Origin of the sequence: Nostoc sp., assembly GCF_036917375.1 — a bacterium.
In the GTDB taxonomy this organism is placed as follows: domain Bacteria; phylum Cyanobacteriota; class Cyanobacteriia; order Cyanobacteriales; family Nostocaceae; genus Nostoc.
In genome coordinates, this window is record NZ_JBALDN010000003.1 from 1 (window position 1) to 19361 (window position 19361).

Annotated in this window: 17 protein-coding genes; 4 read left to right on the forward strand and 13 right to left on the reverse strand. The window is 42.2% G+C overall.

Annotated features, from left to right (window positions below):
* The first annotated feature begins 263 nt into the window (after positions 1-263).
* Entirely contained in the window at positions 264-677 is a 414-nt protein-coding gene (locus V7K45_RS00840; protein ID WP_334999469.1) for a hypothetical protein, read from the forward strand.
* Positions 678-747: 70 nt separating this feature from the next.
* On the opposite strand, the gene V7K45_RS00845 is transcribed toward V7K45_RS00840, so the two are convergent.
* Complete coding sequence (locus tag V7K45_RS00845) at positions 748-1725, reverse strand: threo-3-hydroxy-L-aspartate ammonia-lyase (RefSeq protein WP_334999471.1); 978 nt, start codon at positions 1723-1725, stop codon at positions 748-750.
* A gap of 458 nt (positions 1726-2183) precedes the next feature.
* Here V7K45_RS00845 and V7K45_RS00850 point away from each other — a divergent pair, with 458 nt between their 5' ends.
* Positions 2184-2996, forward strand: coding sequence for an SDR family NAD(P)-dependent oxidoreductase (locus tag V7K45_RS00850; RefSeq protein WP_334999473.1), 813 nt, complete (start codon positions 2184-2186; stop codon positions 2994-2996).
* 245 nt (positions 2997-3241) lie between these two features.
* Here the strand turns inward: V7K45_RS00850 and V7K45_RS00855 are convergent, their stop codons facing one another.
* Positions 3242-4576 carry an alkaline phosphatase PhoX gene (locus V7K45_RS00855; RefSeq protein ID WP_334999475.1) on the reverse strand — a complete coding sequence of 445 codons (1335 nt, stop codon included), beginning with the start codon at positions 4574-4576 and terminating at the stop codon, positions 3242-3244.
* Positions 4577-4826: 250 nt separating this feature from the next.
* Between V7K45_RS00855 and V7K45_RS00860 the strand changes: the two genes are divergently transcribed.
* Entirely contained in the window at positions 4827-5009 is a 183-nt protein-coding gene (locus V7K45_RS00860; RefSeq protein WP_334999477.1) for a hypothetical protein, read from the forward strand.
* Here the strand turns inward: V7K45_RS00860 and aroF are convergent.
* The 5 genes from aroF to trpA form a co-directional block, all read right to left on the reverse strand.
* The gene (gene aroF / locus V7K45_RS00865) at positions 4975-6045 is read right to left on the reverse strand and encodes a 3-deoxy-7-phosphoheptulonate synthase (protein ID WP_334999479.1); all 1071 of its coding nucleotides are present in this window, start codon (positions 6043-6045) and stop codon (positions 4975-4977) included. The genes V7K45_RS00860 and aroF overlap by 35 nt on opposite strands.
* A 298-nt stretch (positions 6046-6343) precedes the next feature.
* Positions 6344-7441, reverse strand: a complete 1098-nt coding sequence (gene trpD, locus V7K45_RS00870; RefSeq protein ID WP_334999481.1) for an anthranilate phosphoribosyltransferase — start codon at positions 7439-7441, stop codon at positions 6344-6346.
* A gap of 40 nt (positions 7442-7481) precedes the next feature.
* On the reverse strand, positions 7482-8711 hold the full coding sequence (trpB, locus tag V7K45_RS00875) for a tryptophan synthase subunit beta (protein WP_334999483.1): 1230 nt from the start codon (positions 8709-8711) through the stop codon (positions 7482-7484).
* A gap of 65 nt (positions 8712-8776) precedes the next feature.
* Entirely contained in the window at positions 8777-10006 is a 1230-nt protein-coding gene (locus V7K45_RS00880) for a tyrosinase family protein (protein ID WP_334999485.1), read from the reverse strand.
* A gap of 275 nt (positions 10007-10281) precedes the next feature.
* Positions 10282-11115, reverse strand: a complete 834-nt coding sequence (gene trpA / locus V7K45_RS00885; protein WP_334999487.1) for a tryptophan synthase subunit alpha — start codon at positions 11113-11115, stop codon at positions 10282-10284.
* 102 nt (positions 11116-11217) lie between these two features.
* Between trpA and V7K45_RS00890 the strand changes: the two genes are divergently transcribed.
* Positions 11218-11478 carry a hypothetical protein gene (locus V7K45_RS00890; protein ID WP_334999488.1) on the forward strand — a complete coding sequence of 87 codons (261 nt, stop codon included), beginning with the start codon at positions 11218-11220 and terminating at the stop codon, positions 11476-11478.
* 7 nt (positions 11479-11485) lie between these two features.
* Here the strand turns inward: V7K45_RS00890 and trpC are convergent, their stop codons facing one another.
* From trpC to V7K45_RS00920, 6 genes are all read right to left on the reverse strand, one after another.
* Positions 11486-12316, reverse strand: a complete 831-nt coding sequence (gene trpC / locus V7K45_RS00895) for an indole-3-glycerol phosphate synthase TrpC (protein WP_334999490.1) — start codon at positions 12314-12316, stop codon at positions 11486-11488.
* A gap of 217 nt (positions 12317-12533) precedes the next feature.
* Positions 12534-14738, reverse strand: a complete 2205-nt coding sequence (locus V7K45_RS00900; protein WP_334999492.1) for an anthranilate synthase — start codon at positions 14736-14738, stop codon at positions 12534-12536.
* Positions 14739-15074: 336 nt separating this feature from the next.
* The gene (locus V7K45_RS00905; protein ID WP_334999493.1) at positions 15075-16271 is read right to left on the reverse strand and encodes a 3-dehydroquinate synthase; all 1197 of its coding nucleotides are present in this window, start codon (positions 16269-16271) and stop codon (positions 15075-15077) included.
* Positions 16268-16912 (reverse strand): DsbA family oxidoreductase, encoded by a 645-nt coding sequence (locus V7K45_RS00910; protein ID WP_334999495.1) that lies wholly within the window; start codon positions 16910-16912, stop codon positions 16268-16270. Before V7K45_RS00910 ends, V7K45_RS00905 begins: the two co-directional genes overlap by 4 nt.
* Before the next feature lie 12 nt (positions 16913-16924).
* Positions 16925-18016, reverse strand: coding sequence for a bifunctional chorismate mutase/prephenate dehydrogenase (gene tyrA, locus V7K45_RS00915; protein ID WP_334999497.1), 1092 nt, complete (start codon positions 18014-18016; stop codon positions 16925-16927).
* A gap of 18 nt (positions 18017-18034) precedes the next feature.
* On the reverse strand, positions 18035-19324 hold the full coding sequence (locus V7K45_RS00920; RefSeq protein ID WP_334999499.1) for a glycosyltransferase family 4 protein: 1290 nt from the start codon (positions 19322-19324) through the stop codon (positions 18035-18037).
* Positions 19325-19361: the final 37 nt, after the last annotated feature.

Below are 19361 nucleotides of genomic sequence, written 5' to 3' on the forward strand. Positions count from 1 at the left end.
GAGTTCTCAAACTGGGGTTTGAGTTCTTTTTTGAGTATATTTAGTACTCAAAAGCTAATATTGAGTTCTCAAACTGGGGTTTGAGTTCTTTTTTGCGTAATTTACTGATTTATTAGTAATTCACAGTGTAATAAAAGCTAATAGAGATTTGCAGGAATTTCCTCAGGCTGATCGATACGGAAGTTTTTTAAAGTAAAGAAACTTAAATCAGTGAATTCGAGAACTGATAATCAAATAAATAACCGCATTAAAAGGTACATTTTATGGCTAGACTAAAAAGAACTTCCCAAGTGCTAGAAAAAGCAGCACGTCGTGCAGCCAGTATCAGTTCAATCGATCCAAACTTAGATGTGAGTAATGGACTCACTTTATTTGCTTACTCAAGCCTAATTGAGACAATGCGAAATAAAGAAAATACTTACAATACTGCGCTTTCTAACCTAGATAAAATATACCGTGAAATGTTAGAAACAGAGCAGCAGTTGGCAGACATGACAGAACACATACTCATGGGCATTGGGGCTAAATATGGCAAAAGCAGTGTAGAGTATGGTATGGCGGGAGGAGTTCCTAAAAACCGACGCCGCAAAGGATTGCGAGGTGAATCGCCAATTGTTAGTAATGAGCCACAGTCAATAATTGTTGGTGTGAATAGCAATGGCAAAGTAAAAGCGTAATCAAAAGTGCGTAGAGAGCTACACTTCTTGTCGCTAAACATCGCAGTTTGTCTATTGGGAATTTAACTTTTCAATCCAATCCCCCAGAAAACAATTTACCAACTTGCGCCAAATCTACATTTCCACCGCTGATGATGACACCAATTCTCGCTTCTGGTGCTGTCACCACACCTTCGAGTAAAGCAGCAGCAGCTAATACCCCAGTGGGTTCAACGACAATTTTCAGACGTTCCCACAAGAAAAACATGGTGCGAAGAATCGCTTCTTCAGATACCGTCACCATATCATCGACGTAATGCAGCACTAAGGGGAAAGTAATTTTACCAAGGCTAGGAGTCCGCGCGCCATCGGCGATGGTATTAGGATTTTTGACAGTTTGCAGCGTTTTGGTGTGAAAGGAGCGGGTAGCATCGTCGGCAAGGGCTGGTTCTACGCCGATTACTTTACAATTGGGTAAAAGTGACTTGGCTGCGATCGCACATCCTGAAAGCAATCCACCACCGCCACAACAAACTAATAGTAAGTCCAATTCACCAACTTCTTGGATCAGTTCTAAAGCAGTTGTCCCCTGTCCAGCAACGACATGGGGATGATCGTAAGGAGGAATAAGTGTCAAAGAGCGATCGCTTGCTAAATTTTGAGCTAATTCTTCTCGGTTTGTTTCTTGGCGATTGTACAAAATTATCTCTGCACCATAGCCGCGAGTAGCAGTTTGTTTAACAATAGGTGCATCATCAGGCATGACAATGGTGGTGGGAATATTTAGTAGTTGCCCAGCTAAAGCGATCGCTTGGGCATGATTTCCTGATGAATAGGTGATAACGCCTGTTTGTTTTTCTGCTACCGACAGTTGGGCTAGGGCATTGTACGCCCCTCTAAATTTAAATGCCCCGGTGCGTTGAAAGTTTTCGCACTTAAAGAATACTTGGCTATTGGTGCGATCGTTAACGATTCTAGATGTTAGTACAGGCGTGCGGTGGGCAATCCCTAAAATTCGCTTTTGTGCTGCTTGCACGTCAGTTATAGCAACGGAATTAGGTTGTGTCATTGATGACGATATATAAGAATTCAGGAATAAGAATAGTTAAAAAATCAGCAGAATATTTGACAACAAATATACTAAGTATACTAGATTTTTTCTAAATTCTGACTCTTGGGTGCTGAATTCTAACGACGAGATTAAATATTCTTGCTCTTGTTTATATAGATACAGATTTTTATATTTGCGTTTACTATCCTGGATTGAAGCATACTCATTTCAGGTGGATAGCATCATTTTTTCACTATAAAAATAGCTACGGCAAACATTATATTTTGCTGTAGCTAAATTTATCAAAGTTAAATAAGAATTTAGAAGTCAGAATGGGCTACGCCCCGTTGTGCTAACAGAAGTCAGAATACATTAACGAGGGATTTCAATACATTTAAATTAAATTCTGAATGTTGTTTCCTGACTTCTGAATTCTTTTTGTTAAATTAATTAACTCAAATTCGCCATTTTTTAACATGAATCAAGCATACGGAAGTCGGCAAAAAAGAACTGCTTTAATTACAGGAGCGGCTAGTGGTATAGGCTATCAATTAACCCAGATTTTTGCCCGTCATAGTTATAATCTTGTATTAGTAGATAAGAATGAACAAAAACTTACTGAAATCATAGATGAATTTCCCCAAAAATTTGGCATTTCCGTCAAAATTTTTGTTAAGGATTTATCTATCCCAACATCCCCAGAAGAAATTTTTACAGAATTACAGCAAGCATCCATCAAGATTGATGTGCTAGTTAACAATGCTGGTTTTGGTACTTATGGAGCATTTAACGAAACAGACCTCAGCACTGAATTGAAAATGCTTCAGGTAAATATGGTCAGCCTGACTCATTTAACGAAGTTGTTCCTCAAAGATATGGTCGAGCAAAACTATGGAAAAATATTAAATGTGGCTTCAGCAGCAGCTTTTCAACCGGGGCCTTTAATGGCAGTTTATTTTGCTACTAAAGCCTATGTATTATCATTTTCAGAAGCGATCGCGAATGAATTAGAAGGCACAGGTGTCAGCGTGACTGTTCTTTGTCCAGGGCCAACAGCATCGGAATTCCAACAAAATGCTGCAATGGAAGAATCTAAGATTGCTAACGTTAACAGAATGATGGATACGGCAACCGTCGCTAGGATTGGTTATCGAGGCTTAATGAAAAACAAAACTGTTGTTGTTCCTGGGATGAGAAATAAAATATTAACTGAAAGCGTCAGATTTACGCCCAGAAATTTAGTCACAAAGGTTGTCAGAAGTATGCACGAACTTCAAAAAAAGAGGTAGTTCGAGATTTTATACTCTTTTCAAGAAGACCCGAACAATGGATTTTTTAGACGAAATAATTTATTGTTCGGGTTTAAGCATTTGCCAAAAATCAGCTAAGACTTCGCTTTAGAAACTTCCAACTAATAAATTACCCACCCCGCAAAAGCACAGTTAGAGACTTTTTCTTTGGAAGTCTCTAACTGTTTTACTGACTTTTTACGGTATCTAAGAAACCTGTTTCCTACTACGGAAGAGATTTCGTGTTAGCCTCTATTACTATTCCAAGGGCCCCAGATAGCTAAAGTAATACCAGGGCTTTGAATGTTGACAAACAAAGTACGACCATCAGGTGAGAAACAGGCTCCAGCAAACTCACCTGTTTGAAGGGCATTACGTGCAAATTTGTAGATTTCACCACTGGGAGTAATACCTATCAAGAAATTGTCGCCGTCTCCATCCTCACAGAGGATAAGATCGCCAAAAGGTGCCACAACTAAGTTATCGGGCATATCGAGTTCATCTTTAGATTGAGACTCGACAAACAATTCAATTGTCTCTTCACCCGGAATGTAGCGCCAGACCTGACCACCGCCGACAGGGCCACCATCTGTAGCAGTGAAGTAAAATTCTCCTTGGCCATTGTTGCCTTTTTTATCCTTCTTATCCTTGTTGTCTTCATAATAGATGCCTTCCCCACGGCTAAACTGGGCTGCACCTAAGTTGCGACCTTGCACTCTGACATTATCTGTAGTTGTTGGGTTGGGGTCAGGAATATTCACCCAATCTACAGAAAACTTCTGTCCTACTACGAAACCGGTCTTGGTGTTGACTCCTGGTCTACCTATAATTCTTAGAGCTTGAAGAATACCTCCTTCTTTTAACCGACCAGGAACTTTCGGGATAAAACGGTAGAAGAGGCTATCTCCTCTATCTTCAGTTTGATAGACATATCCAGTTTTGGGATCTACAGCTATAGCCTCATGATTAAACCGTCCCATCGCAACTAGAGGCACTGGAGTTACAGGAGAGGTGGCGCTAGCTGGAACCTCAAAGTTATAACCGTGTAACTTTATGACTCCATTAGTTGCACTTGGTATAGTTGTATCTTCTTCACAGCTAATCCATGAACCCCAAGGAGTTAAACCACCAGCACAGTTACGAATGGTTCCGCCGAGAGAGCTGAACTGTTTTATCAACTGGCGATCGCGTCCAACAATTAGAGTCGTAGTGCCACCTCTGCAAATGGGATCGTAGGGATTTGGTACTTGTACTCGTGTACCAGAAGTGATGCTAAGTTCGTGATTGCGAACCAGGATTGTTGTGTTTTTGGGCCCAGGGAAGGCTGCCATACCATCATGATTACTAGGCTCTAGATTGCCATCGCTCATCAGGGTTCCTGTGCGAGAGATAACTTGATACTCAAATCCGCTTGGTAAATCTAACAAACGATTGGGATCTGGTAAAAGCGGGCCATATCCTTTACCAAGTTTTTTACCAAAGGCTTTTCTGGCAAGAAGACCTTCCAAAGGAGACACCATCAAAGTGCCGACGGCAGTAGTACCTGCTACTGTAAAGAATTTACGTCTTGAGAGTGTCATGAGGATGATTTGGTTACTTAAGATAATGCTGAAGAAAAAATATTTGATTTTGATTAAGTTTGGGTAATGCTTTATTTAATTTAGGTGAATTAATCAAAGATGAATTTATATAAAATCTTTCCAAAAGCAGCCAAATTTATGTGTATAAGTTTTATCTAAACAGAATTCAGGAGTCAGAATTTAGAATGAATTTTGTACAAAAAAGCGAATGAACAACAAAGTTTAAAACCCCCATCAAATCATAGATTTGATGGGGGTTTTAATCAGTGGCGGGTCTGTAGATCCCGCAGGGTATCCTTCACTGATTGCGAGTCCGCGTACCCTTAAGCGATCGCACCAGAGCATCTTGATTCTGACCGGAGGCGAAGCATCTCTGGCTTTGCTCCTGAATTCTAAAGTTAACGCCCACCAATACGGTCGAATACAGGTGTAGACCAGCGATCGACCAGTTTGCCCAGGACTGACATTTCTTGAACTAAACGGTCAAATTTCTCAGGAGTGAGAGATTGGGGACCATCGGATAAAGCTTTTGCGGGATTGGGGTGAACTTCAATCATTAAGGCATCTGTACCAGCTGCGATCGCAGCCATTGCCATCGATGGTACATATTCAGACCTACCCGTACCATGACTGGGATCGATCATAATTGGTAAGTGGGTAAGCGATCGCAATACCGGAAGCACCGATAAATCTAAAGTATTGCGCGCATATTTACCATCAAAGGTTCTGATTCCCCGTTCACAAAGAATCACATTGGGATTTCCAGATGCCAAAATATATTCTGCTGCCATCAGCCACTCGTCAATTGTGGCAGACATTCCCCGCTTCAGCAGCACAGGTTTATCTTGAGCGCCTACCTTTTTCAGCAGCGAGAAGTTGTGCATATTTCGCGCCCCGATTTGGATGATGTCAGCTGTTCTCGCCACTGCTGATAAATCGGCAGCATCCATTAGTTCTGTGACGATACCCAAACCAGTAGCTTCCCGCGCTGCCGCTAATAAATCTAAAGCGCTTTCACCATAACCTTGAAACGCATAAGGTGAAGTACGGGGTTTGTAAGCTCCGCCACGCAGAAACTGTGCCCCAGCTGCCTTCACCCGTTTTGCCGTCTCGACAATCATCGCTTCATTTTCAACAGAACAAGGCCCGGCTACCACTACGATAGGGTGATGTTCTCCGAAATAGACACGACCGTTAGGTGTAGGTACAACAACCTCGCTAGCTTCTCCATGTCGGAATTCTCGACTTACCCGCTTGAAAGGTTGTTGCACTCGTAATACTTGCTCAATCCAAGGGCTAAATTCCTGAACCTGTAATTTATCAATGCTAGTGGTATCACCAATTAGCCCCAGCACAACTTTATGAGTGCCAACGCTTTTTTCTACTGTGACTCCCCAAGTGTCACTCAGTTCTTGGCTAATGCGAGAAATTTCCTCAACAGGTGTACCGCTCTTAAGTATGATAATCATCTGTTTTTCCTTCCGTATAGTTTTTAGGTGTAATACAGTCCGTTCGTAGGGGCACAGCAATGCTCATTGGTGTCAACTTAAGCTGGAAAGACCTTAACTGTTGGCTTCCATGCCCGCCCGGAAATAAATTTCTTTGGCTTTTAGGCTTAAGTCTACTGAAGTAGACTGGAGATTTTTGGCGATATTTAGTCATCTTCAGATGACTTTAGCTATGAGACGGGAATTTCAATTCCCGGCGGACAAGCGGTTTTACGTTAAGTTGACACCAATGAGCAATGCTGTGCCCCTACCTTGGTGATTAGCGCAAAAATTCCGCAAGTTGTTCTAATTTTGTCCAAGCTGCACCGCTTTGCAGAATTTCCTTAGCAAGGGTAATACCTTTAACACAACCTGCTAAAATATCAGTTTCCCCATGAATGGCTTCACCAACTTGCAGGGCTAAGGCTGTATTTAAAGCGACTACATCCTGTTGCGCTTGAGTGCCTTTACCTTGCAAAACTGCCTTCAAGATTTGAGCATTTTCTTGGACATCTCCACCGCACAACGCCGCAGTGGGTGCAAAACTCAAACCAAGTTCTTGAGGATTCAGGGTTAGAGAGCGGACTTTTTTATCTTGGAGTACAGCCAAGTCGGTGACATCTGCTAAACCAGCTTCATCTAAACGTTCCCGTCCGTGGAGGGCGATCGCTTGCTGACATCCCAGTTGGGATAAGGCTTGAACAATCTCTTCTAGTAAAAGCGGATCGTTCACACCAATAATTTGCCCTGTCGGCCGCATCGGATTTACTAGCGGGCCCAGCAAGTTAAAAACAGTCCGCACTTTCAAAGTTTTTCGCAAAGTTGCGATCGCCTTTAGTGCAGGATGCCAGCCGGGAGCAAACAAAAAGGTGATTCCAACTTCGCCAACTGCGGCTTGCACTCTTTCAGGAGTGGCGTTGAGATTTATACCCAAAGCTTCCAGTACATCAGCCGAACCAGCTTTGCTAGATGCCGAACGATTGCCATGTTTGGCAACTTTCACCCCGGCGGCGGCGGCAACAAAGGCGACAGCAGTCGAGATATTAAAAGTTGAAGCGCCATCTCCACCAGTTCCACAAGTGTCAATTAGGGGAACTGGGAATTGGGAACTGGGAACTGGGGATTGGGATTGTAAGACGGTGGCCATGCCGACTAATTCTTCGGCAGAGACGCCTTTGGCTTGAATTGCGGCTAAAATCGCTCCTGATAGAACATGGGGAATGGCATCGGTGAGCCAACCTTGCATCAAATCCGCAGCTTGGGGAACCCTCAACGATTGCCGATTTAGCAACTGTTGTAATAAAGCTGGCCAGTTGTAGAACTCAGAAGGGATGGAGATTTTATCAAGTGGAGTTTGCGTTACAGCGATCGTATTCATTGATCATTCACGAAGGACAAATGACGACAAGAAGAGAAAATTAAGGAATTAGGACTTTGGCAACAGTTTGCACATCTTTGTCACCTCTGCCGGAACAATTTATGACGATGCGGGGACTGCCTTTTAATTGAGGACAAAGGGTTTCTAGATATGCGATCGCATGAGCAGTTTCTAAGGCTGGAATAATTCCTTCTAGTTGCGACAGCCTTTGAAATGCTTCTAGAGCCTGTTTGTCGGTAACACTGTAATATTCGGCGCGACCAAGATCCTTTAAATAACTATGCTCAGGGCCAACGCCAGGATAATCTAATCCCGCACTAATTGAATGGGCTTCAATGACTTGACCATCATCATCTTGCAGTAAATAGCTCATTGCACCGTGCAAAACACCTATTTTTCCTTTTGTCAAGGTGGCAGCGTGTTTTTCTGTATTTACACCTTCACCCGCCGCTTCTACTCCGATTAGGCGCACCGAAGATTCATGCATAAACTCATTGAATAAGCCGATTGCATTGGAACCTCCACCCACGCAAGCCAGTAGAATATCTGGTAATCCTCCCCATTTCTCCTGGGCTTGAGCGCGAGTTTCTACACCAATTACGGCGTGGAAGTCACGGACAATCATTGGGTAGGGATGAGGCCCGGCAACGGAACCCAGGATGTAATGGGTTGTTTCTACATTCGTCACCCAATCTCGAATTGCTTCCGAAGTTGCATCCTTGAGAGTTCCTGTACCTGCCTCCACTGGACTGACTTCTGCCCCCATTAATTTCATCCGAAACACGTTCAGGGCTTGGCGTTCCATATCTTGAACGCCCATGTAAATCACACATTTCAAACCAAACCGCGCACACACGGTTGCAGTTGCTACGCCGTGTTGTCCTGCACCTGTCTCTGCAATCACCCGTTGCTTACCCATGCGTTTAGCGAGTAACACCTGAGCTAAAGCATTATTAATTTTGTGAGCGCCTGTATGATTTAAATCTTCGCGCTTTAAATAAATTTGCGGCCCTGTCCCATCTGGTCTAGCGTAGTTTGTTGTCAGGCGTTCGGCAAAATATAATGGGCTGGGTCGTCCTACATAATCTCGCAGTAAGTTTTGCAGTTCTGCTTGGAAACTCGGCTCGTTGAGATATTGATGAAATGCTGCTTCTAATTCACTTAATGCAGGCATTAAGGTTTCTGGGACGTATTTACCACCGAACTTGCCAAACCTGCCCAATGAATCTGGTTGTTGAGTTGCAGTCTTGATGTCTTGTAGACTTACCATTGGTTAAAATCCTTTTATGTTTAAGTATTTTTTACTCGCGTTCTAATTTTTTAGAACTTATGCCACTAAAATCTTCTTTGTGTTTTCCTTTCACGGGTTTCGTAGATATAGCCCAGTTTCCTGTGATTCAAAACGTCTATAGGGCGCACCAAATCGTTGGAGTTAAAATTTGGTAATAGAGATACTAAATCTCCTAACGCCGTAGCTTTGGGGGTAGACATCCCGCCGTCCCAAGGCCACATTAGGTCTTTAAGATTGTGCCCGTAAGGTTGACCATTGGCAGGATAAAAATCGCTACCTTGATGACCGTTTTCTTGCCATTCAGCCCAGAGGCGGTCTACGTTGGCATGATGCAACCAAAACACTGGGTCATAAGGCGAACTTGGTATATTGCTCATAGTACCCAAGCCCTTAAACTTTACGGGTCTTGTGCTTGCATCTATCTGCGCTCCACCAACTAAACCATGAATGTAGTTGTGTAGAAATCCTCCTGGGGTAACTTTACCCTGCTCATTTACAGAGATAAATCCTTCCAACGCTGGGCGAAATAGAGAATAGTTATTAAGACTCAGCGCACGCTCAACATCTTTTTTGGGCACAGGGTAATCGGTGGCAGGAGGTAGCCGTAGAAAGCGGACAAGTGATGTACCTAATGATGTGTTGGTATCTAGGTCAATGTTTAATGCTGGATTCATAACCCAGCCATTGGCAGCAGAAAAAGCCCCAGGCACAGGCCCGCCTGTAAAGTTTCCTTGATTTGGAATTTTGATAGTTACTCCTTGACCGTTAGAACCAAGAAAGTCATCGTTAAAAACCACATCAAGTGATTTGGGGTCAGTCCAATCCCAGTATGGGAGAGTAACATTTGGGTCTACTGCTTGCAGTGCTTGTTCAAATCTGCGGATATATTCTCGATGCCAAGGGAAAAATGCGGCATTTTCATGAGCAAGTTCTTGGACGGAACCATCGGAATGTCCTTTATGGTTATGAATCAAGCGTGTTGCCCCTATGTGTATAGCAACGAATTGGTCGTAAATACTGACCTTGCTACCTGCGGGTATGACAGTTTTTAAGGTTTTGATCGCCTTGACAAAGGCTGTTTTCTCTGCTGATGTTAGGTCAGTTACGTTCTTTCTTGCAGTTAGGTGAGCGTATTGCCCTGGAAGATTGTGATTCCAATGGTATTTGTATTGTCCCTTTTCAAGGCGATCGTGGGCGAAAACTGTAATAGCACAGGTGCTAACTATAAGTACGCTATAAATTAATATTTTGACAGATTTCAGTAGGAGTTTCATTATCTTAATGGAAGCAGGGGGCAGAGGGGCGCTACGGTGTATACACAAGTCTGAAATAGTTTACTCACCTGGTTTTTACCCCACCCTAACCCTCCCCTTGTAAAGGGGAGGGAACTAGATTTCTTGTTTCCCCTCTTTACAAGGGGGAGGGAACTAGATTTCTTGTTTCCCCTCTTTACAAGGGGGAGGGAACTAGATTTCTTGTTTCCCCCCTTTACAAGGGGGGATTAAGGGGGGTAATTTGACTTGTATACACCCTAAGTCTGCGGATGGATTTATCTCACCTCTTGAAGAGATGGACTTTCAGGCTGACTTTCTGTAATGGCTGTTTTAAGTTCTCGACAAAATTCTTCTATGGCTTGCAATCCTTCTGTTGAAGTACCTTCAGCTAAACGTTTGACAAAGGCGCTGCCAACAATCACTGCATCTGCACCCCATTCCATGACTTGATGTGCTTGTTCTGGTGCGGAGATGCCAAAACCAACGCCGATGTGTTTATTGGTGACGCTTCGCAACTCGGTAATTAAATGCTCTACGCGGTTTTGGATTTGAGCGCGGATACCTGTAACACCTGTAACACTAACTAGATAGATAAAACCCTGAGATTGACGAGCGATCGCAACAATTCTATCTTGAGAACTGGTAGGAGCTACGAGTAAAATTACCTCAATTCCGAAAGAGGCAGCAGTTTGGATTAATTCTTCTGCTTCTTCTAAGGGTAAATCTGGTACTACCAACCCTTGCACCCCAGCAACGGCAATTTGCGCCAAAAACGACTTAATACCCCGGTGCAAAATGGGATTGTAGTAAGCAAATAGAATTATCGGCGCTTTTAGGCTAGGAATCACTACGTGTAACATCTCTAGCACTTGCTCTAATTTCGTGCCTTTTTGCAAAGCGCGGGTTGCTGCTGCTTGAATCACAGGCCCATCTGCGAGAGGATCGGAGTAGGGAATGCCTAACTCGATAAAGTCAGCACCGTTGCGATCTAAGATGCGTAAGGCTTCGGCTGTAGTTTCTAAGTTAGGATCGCCTGCTGTGATAAAAGGGATTAAAGCACACTGTTGGCGATCGCGTAAAGTTTGAAAGGAATCGGAGATAGAGGTCATGCTGAAAAATAGTTAATGATTGTTTAATAGTTTTAGAATAATTTACACTTAGCAATTAGCGATGCCGATGCTAAATTTTTTGTTAACGAGTCTTTTATACTCGTGAATGAAGCTTTTATCTCCGTTAACGAGTCTTTTAGCTCCGTTAACGAGGCTTTTATCTCCGTTAAAGAGTCTTTTATACTCGTGAATGAGGCTTTTATCTCCGTTAACGAGTCTTTTAGCTCCGTTAACGAGGCTTTTATCTCCGTTAAAGAGTCTTTTAGCTCCGTTAACGAGTCTTTTATACTCGTGAATGAGTCTTTTAGCTCCGTTAACGAGTCTTTGAACTCCGTCGTTGAGTATCAAAGCTTCATTTTTTAGGTTTACCTCAGCACTCAGCACTCAAAATCTCACGCACAGCCTGCTCTACATCGCTTTGTTTAACTAAAGACTCTCCAATCAAAACTGCACGCGCGCCAGCCTCAGCGACAAGAGATAAATCAGCAGGTGTATACAGTCCAGACTCGCTGACGACGGTGATATCTAAGCTTTGTAATTGTTGTTGACGCTCTGCTAAAAGTTGCTTTGTGGTTCCTAAATCAAGGGTAAAGTCTTCTAAATTGCGATTGTTGATTCCTACTAAACTTAGGTTATCAAGCTTTAGCACTCGATCCAGTTCAGCTAAGGTATGGACTTCTACTAGCGCAATCATTCCCAAATCGTGAATTACTCGCAAAAAGTCTTGGAGTTCTCGATCTGATAAAATAGCTGCAATCAACAATACTGCATCTGCACCTGCTGTCCGTGCTAAATAAATTTGATAAGAGTTAATGATGAACTCCTTGCACAGTAAAGGTAATGCAACTTGTTGACGCACCCTTCGCAGATTATCAAAACCGCCTTGAAAGAACTTTTCGTCAGTCAGGACTGATAAACAAGCTGCACCACCTCGTTCATAAGCTTGAGCAACAGCAACTGGGTCAAAATCTGCGCGGATAACACCACGGCTAGGTGATGCTTTTTTTACCTCGGCAATTAAGCTCGGTTGGTTGGGATTTTCTTGTAAAGCAGTCAAGAAATTTCGCACAGTCGGGGCTGTATTTAACTGTTGTCGCAAGGAGGCTAAAGGCAATTTTTGCTGCATTTGTGCAACTTCTTGCCTTTTATGCGACACAATTTCTTCAAGAATATGGCGGGAAGGGGCAACTTGGTTAGTCATAAAATGCTAAAGGTAGTGGAGATGGGGAAATAAGTAATTATTCTCGCATTCTTGTTATTATCATTTGTTTCTCGTTTGTTTCTCGTTCCCAGATTCCATCTGGGAATGAATTCTGTGCAGGCTCTGCCTGCCTGATACGATTAAAAACACTCTTAATTTCGGTATCAGGGAGGCGGAGCCTCAAGATGGCATTCCCACGCAGAACATGGGAACGAGGCTAATGACCAATGACTAATGACTCTTTGACTTGCGTATATGCACGCACGACATTTTTAATTATTTTCAGACCGACTTCTCCACCTAAAGTCATGATTGATTCTGGATGAAACTGAACGGCGGCGATGGGAAGTGTCTGATGTTCAATGCCCATAATTACGTCGTCATCAGAAATCGCTGTTACTTTGAGTTCTTTTGGCAAACGTTGCGGTAGGGCAAACAATGAGTGATATCTACCGACTGCAAAGGATTCCGGTAAGTTTTTGAAGGTGACAGAATTGGAATCGGTGACGAAAATCCGTGAGGATTTACCATGTTGAGGATAGTTGAGAACTCCCAATTCGCCATCAAAAGCTTCAACGATGCCTTGCAATCCTAGACAAACTCCGAAAATCGGAATTTGGCGATGCAGAAGAGCGCCGACAGTTTCGGAAACCCCAAAATCACTTGGTCTACCAGGGCCAGGAGATAATACAACTAAGTCAGGGCGTTCTGTATCGAATAACGATTCCGAAAAACCATGACGCAGTGTGGTGACGCTTGCACCAGTTTGGCGAATGTAATTGGCTAAAGTATGAACAAATGAGTCTTCGTAGTCTATTAATAAGATACGTTTGCCAGAATTTACACCTGGAATCTGTTTACTTAATTTTAGAGAACTGGACTCATCAATTTTTTGACTCGTTTGCTTTACGCGGCGAATTGTCTCAAATAAAGCAGCAGCTTTGGTAATTGTTTCTTGTTCTTCTGACTGTGGTATAGAGTCATAAAGGACAGTAGCCCCAACTCGCACTTCCGCAATGCAGTCTTTTAATCGAATTGTCCGCAGAATTAAGCCAGTATTTAAATTCCCGTTGAAATTTAAATAGCCGACTGCTCCACCATACCAACGTCGGGCGCTTTTTTCGTGCCGTTCAATAAAATCTATTGCGGCTTTTTTGGGTGCGCCTGTGACTGTAACTGCCCATGTATGCGAAAGAAAGGCATCTAAAGCATCAAATTGCGATCGCAGTGTACCCTCAACATGATCTACTGTATGTATCAGGTGGCTGTATAATTCAATCTGGCGACGACCAATGACTCGTACTGAACCAGGCTCGCAGATTCGGGATTTGTCATTGCGATCGACATCAGTACACATGGTCAACTCAGCTTCATCTTTGTGGGAGTTGAGTAACTGACGAATTTGCACCGCATCGTCAAGAGCATCTTGTCCCCGGCTAATAGTGCCACTAATTGGACAAGTTTCTACCCGCCTACCTTCAACCCGCACAAACATTTCTGGAGATGCACCAATCAGATATTCGCCCCCTAAATTAAAAATAAACCCATAAGGACTAGGATTTATTTCCTTTAAGGTATTAAATAGTTTGCTGGGTTCGTCTTCATAGCCTTCAAAAAAGTTTTGACTAGGAACAACTTCAAATAAATCGCCTCTGCGGAAATAATCGAGTGCAACCTCAACTTTTTTCGCATATTCACCTACTTTATGGTCAGCAGTTTGATTTGGTAAAAGATGTTTGCCGCGATAATCTACAGATTCACCTGTTCTAGGAAGATTTTTGGTACTGCCGTTCGCTGTTTTAAAATCATATTGTAGGCGAAATGCACGTTGCTGATAATAGTCAACAACAATCAATTCATCTGGCAAATAAAGCACCAAATCGCGCTGATCTGTAGGACGTTCTAAATGTTGGGTAATTGGTTCAAACTGAAAAACTAAGTCATAACCAAACGCACCATACAAGCCTAAATGCTCGTCTTCTTGACTAGAGAAAGTGTATAGAATTTCGCGGACAACGGTAAACGATGAAGGCTGTTTACTACGTTCTTCTTCAGTAAATAATTTTTTTGTAGCTTTAATAAAGCCTACAATACAGTTATCTTCTTGGGTGACGTTCTCAAGTTGTTCTGATTGGGATAGGCGCTCTAAAAGAAATGGCAACAGTACTTGACCGCGTTCATTCAACGCTATCAAAGTGAAAGCATTATCCTGTGTAGTCAACTCTAATGGTGGATTGACAAATCCGATTGCCCATCTTTTGTATCTGCCTGGATATTCGTAGCTACTCCTTAGTAACCCTCCACGCTGAGAATTTAAATGGAACAGAATATCATCGAGAGCAGTGTCCATCTTCACTTCAGTGATGGAGCGAGAAACACTGACACCGCCAAGAGTTTTATAAGAACGTGAATCAAAAACCATGAGTAATTTCTCTAGAATATTTGTTAGTCAATCATTAAGCCAAAACCATTAATCATTATTAGTAGTTATTTTCAAACATAGAACAGACTTAGATATTTTTCTATTAATCTAAGTCAACATATTGTTTTTAAAAGATGTAATCAAAAACTTTTTACTTCTTATTTAAGAATACTAGATATCAAGCAGATAATACATTGAATAATCTTTCGATTGGGTGTCAATTTATTCGCTTTTTATACTGCTTTTCTAGTACATTTACCAACAACCTTATTTAAAAAAAATCGCCTCCCCCAAAAGTAGTAAATCCTCTCATAAAACCTCTGCGTCCCTTTGCGTTTAAAATTCCCCTCTCACTTCCTGCAACAGCGATATAGCTTGCCTATACAACAACAAATTCACCTCATGAACCTCAATTCTTTTTCCAATCCCTTTTAACAGCGTCAAAGTTAACTCTCCCCCCAAATGTTCGCGGAATTCAGTCAAACCCCGAAACAAACAATTAGGATCTTCCAATTGTGATAACTTATCAGCTAGTTCTGGCACATACAACGTAAAACCCAACGCCGATAAAGTATTTAATATCCGTTGCCACTCGGAACAATCCAGCAATCCTGCTAAATAGGAATAAGTGCTATCCAAAGCAATACCGATCGCAACTGCTTCGCCATGACGCAAGCGATAATCTGTCAAATGTTCCAGTTTATGAGCCGCCCAATGGCCAAAATCCAGGGGACGAGACGAACCCATTTCAAAAGGATCGCCGCCATTGGCAATATGTTCTAAATGCAACTGAGCGCAACGATAGATAACCTGTTGCATAGTATCCATATCTCGCCGCCTCAGAGCTGCGGCGTGAGAGTGGATAAAATCAAAAAAGCTAGCATCCTTAATCAGCGCTACTTTGACTGCTTCTGCGATTCCAGAACGCCAATCGCGATCGTCTAGAGTTGTCAAAAAGGCAGAGTCATTGATAACTGCATAAGGTGGCGCAAATGTACCGAGAAAGTTCTTTTTACCAAAAGCGTTGATGCCGTTTTTGACGCCAACCCCAGAATCGTTTTGCGCTAACACCGTTGTTGGAACTCGAATTAGCCGAATTCCCCGGTGAGCAGTTGCGGCTGCATATCCTACTAAATCCAACACCGCCCCGCCCCCGATCGCTAACACATAAGAATGGCGACATAATCCAGCGGTTTCAATCTGTTGCTGGATTTCCTCTAATAAAGTGCCATCGTTTTTCGCAGCTTCTCCTCCCGAAATTATCATCGGTTCGGCTGCGATCGCTAGTACTTCTGCATAAAACTTGGTATACGCGACTAATTGCTTTACCAATTCAGGTTGAGACTTTAATATTCCTGCATCTATCACAGCAACTATTTTCTTCGGCTTTGTCTCCTCATCCGCACCAATCACTTGGGCTAAGATAGGATTTTTTAACTCAAATAAATTTTGGGTGAAGTAAACTTCGTAGTTAAAAGTAACCGAAACACGTTGATGAATTAATCTACTTTTTTGCTTGATGTCAACTATCATATTTTTGCAGGTATATCTAAAAGTGCAGCACGATTCAAAGTTTCTAGGAACACCTCTACCGAGTGAGAACCATTTACCTTAACTTTGTCATTGATTACGAAGAACGGGACGCTGTTGATGCCATTTAACCGAGCAAATGTTGATTCAGCTATAACTGCATCACTCACCGCGCGATCGTTTAATTGCAACTTTAATTCGCTAGGATTCATCTGATACGCTGTACCAATGGCAACAATAACGTCAATATTTCCAATGTTCAAACCGTATTCAAAGTAAGCTTGATAAATAGCTTCGACGACATCGTTTTTTACGTTTGCAGGTGCAAGTGCAATCAGCTGATGAGAAAGCTTAGTATTGACAGCCAAACGGATTTTATCAAAATCTAACTTAACTCCAGCCGCCTCACCTGCGCGTTGCGTACTATCAAATATCAGTTGTATTTCTTCCGCTTTCATCCCTTTTCTATTTTCCATAAAGCTGCGAAATTCGTATCCCTCCGCAGGAACAGTATTGTCTAAAAGAAAAGGATGCCAGCGGATATGTACTTCTTGTTCTTGCCGTTGTGCCAGTGCATCAAACAGATGTTTTTTCCCAATTCTGCACCAAGGACAAACTGTATCGTGAAATATGTCTATCAGCATATTTATATTTATTTAAATGCTAATATTTGTGTGCAGCTTTGATTGAAAATCTCGTTGGATAGCCATTGTATTTAAAGGCTGCATAAAACTGTTAATTTTTTCTTCAAAAAAACTTTGAGCTTTTTCAAATTCCTGAATTAATGCATCTCTATCTTTCATCGCTACTAGTTTTGCCAAATGACTGTAAGTATCAGCTAAAAAGCTAATTGCATCGCATCTATCTTCTGTAGCTAGCATAATATCCACACATAAGTGAGGGTTTTGGGAAAATAAACGTTTAACAATCTCAATTTCTTGACGGTAGTTAGGAGTTGACATTGTTAGACTCTGCTGTATATCGATTTTTGCTTGTGCTAAGAAAACACCAAGACTAAATCTACAGAAATGTTGCGTTGCTTGAACGATCGTCATCATGCGATCGTGTTCTTCAGGCGTGCAAACAATTAACTCTCCACCTTGACTTTTAATCAAGTCTAAAAACCATTGAAATGAATCATCGTTTCGACCTGGACACACCACCACTTTTTGTCCAAAAAACGATTTTACATTTGGCCCAAACATTGGGTGTAAACCCATGACTGGGCCAGAATGATGTTCGAGCATTGCTTGAGTTGGCTGTGTTTTAATACTCGTAATGTCACACAAAGCGGCATTGGGAGCAAGGTATTTCGCTGCCCGCTTGATAACATCAACTGTATTCTCAATAGGAACGCTGACTAAAACTAGTTCTGCCTGACTTAAAAGTTGATCTGCATATTCCCAATCATCAGATTCAAGGACGCTAACACTATTACCTACTAGCGAAAGTTGCTCTTTAAATAATTTTCCCATCCTGCCGCATCCACCGATAATAGTAATTTGTCGGGGAGTGACATGTTTTGTTGCATATTGAGGAATCAGAATAGCATGACAACTATTTAGCACACCTGCCCAAACAGACTCAGGAATACCAGCTAGAGCGAGTAGGGGAGCGACATCAGCCAGTTGTTCATCTAGAGAAGGCTGTTCTGATGCTGCTAATAATGATATGCGATCGCTCAATAAGGCAATCAACCTTTGGTCAGTTTTTTTCAACCGATCTGAATCAGAGGATTTCAAAGGCATTTTTACTGTCCCCAATTTTCAAATATCAACAAGTGATTCTTTAGAACTCAATTCGGGCAAGATATCCAAAGTTGTTGCTCCTTTGGCGATCGCATCATAAAATAACTCTTCATACCGATCTAGCGCTTGCTCAAAGGAATAATTTTCTACCGCGAACTTTCTTCCTTCACGCCCTAATTTTGCTGCTAGTTCCGGCTGATTATATAAATCTAATATAGCATTTGCCAAAGCATCTGCTGATTCTGGCTCAACGATAATACCGCCACCACTTTCTTTGATAGCTTTCGCAGCAGTACCAGTGGCGGGAACTGAACCGACAATTGGGCGACCACTGGCTAACAACAATGGTATTTTAGAAGGCATATTGAAGGAAATCACATTGCACTTTTGCACAATCAACCCGACATCTGCCGCTGCCAACATTTGCGGTAGTTTTTCTCGCGGTTGCAATGGTAAAAGCAAAACGTTATCTGCACCACAAGCAAGACAATGTTTTTGCAACCTTTCGAGAGCTTGGGATTCGCCTGCTACGACAAAGACAATATCATTAATATGACGCAACCGAGATGCTGCTTCTATTACTGTCTCTAAACCTTGCGTCAGAGCAATATTACCTGAATAAAGCACTACAAATTTATTATCAAGTTGATGGGAAGCTCTCCAGGAGTTATTCTCCTTCGGTAAAGGGCGGATAAAATTTAGATTTACCCAATTTGGAATACAGGCAATTTTATTAACAGGTACACCTTTATGTATTAAATTATCTACAAAGCCATCGGCAATCACGCTAATGGTATGTGCATTTCGGTAGGCAAATTTTTCTAAAGCTTCCAGAGCTTGAATCATCAACTTATTCTTAATTAGCCCAACACGCACAGCAGCTTCCGGGAGGATATCTTGCACATTCAGCACTACTGGACAGTTGTATAGCCAACTTATTAAAGTTGCAGGTAAGCAAACGAGTAACGGTGGCACTGTTAAGAGAATTAAATCAGGTCGCTCACCCTTGAGAGCTTGTGGCAAACTTGTAAAGACAAAGCTCAACTCTAGCAGTAGCCGATCTATAAGGTTAGGTTTAGACTTAATCCGCAGGTAACTGCGCTGAATTTTGACACCATTTTTCTCTTCAGTAACGTATAACTTACCCCGATAGCGATCGTAAATCTGACGCTGAGGATAGTTAGGCATACCTGTGATTACCCGCACTTGATGCCCTCGCTTCACCAGCCCTTCTGCTAGTTCAGTCATCAAAGGTGCAATACCAATTGGTTCTGGATGATAGTTGTATGAATAAATCAGAATGTGCATTAACCGTTAATGTCCTAAAAGCACCTTGATAATGTTG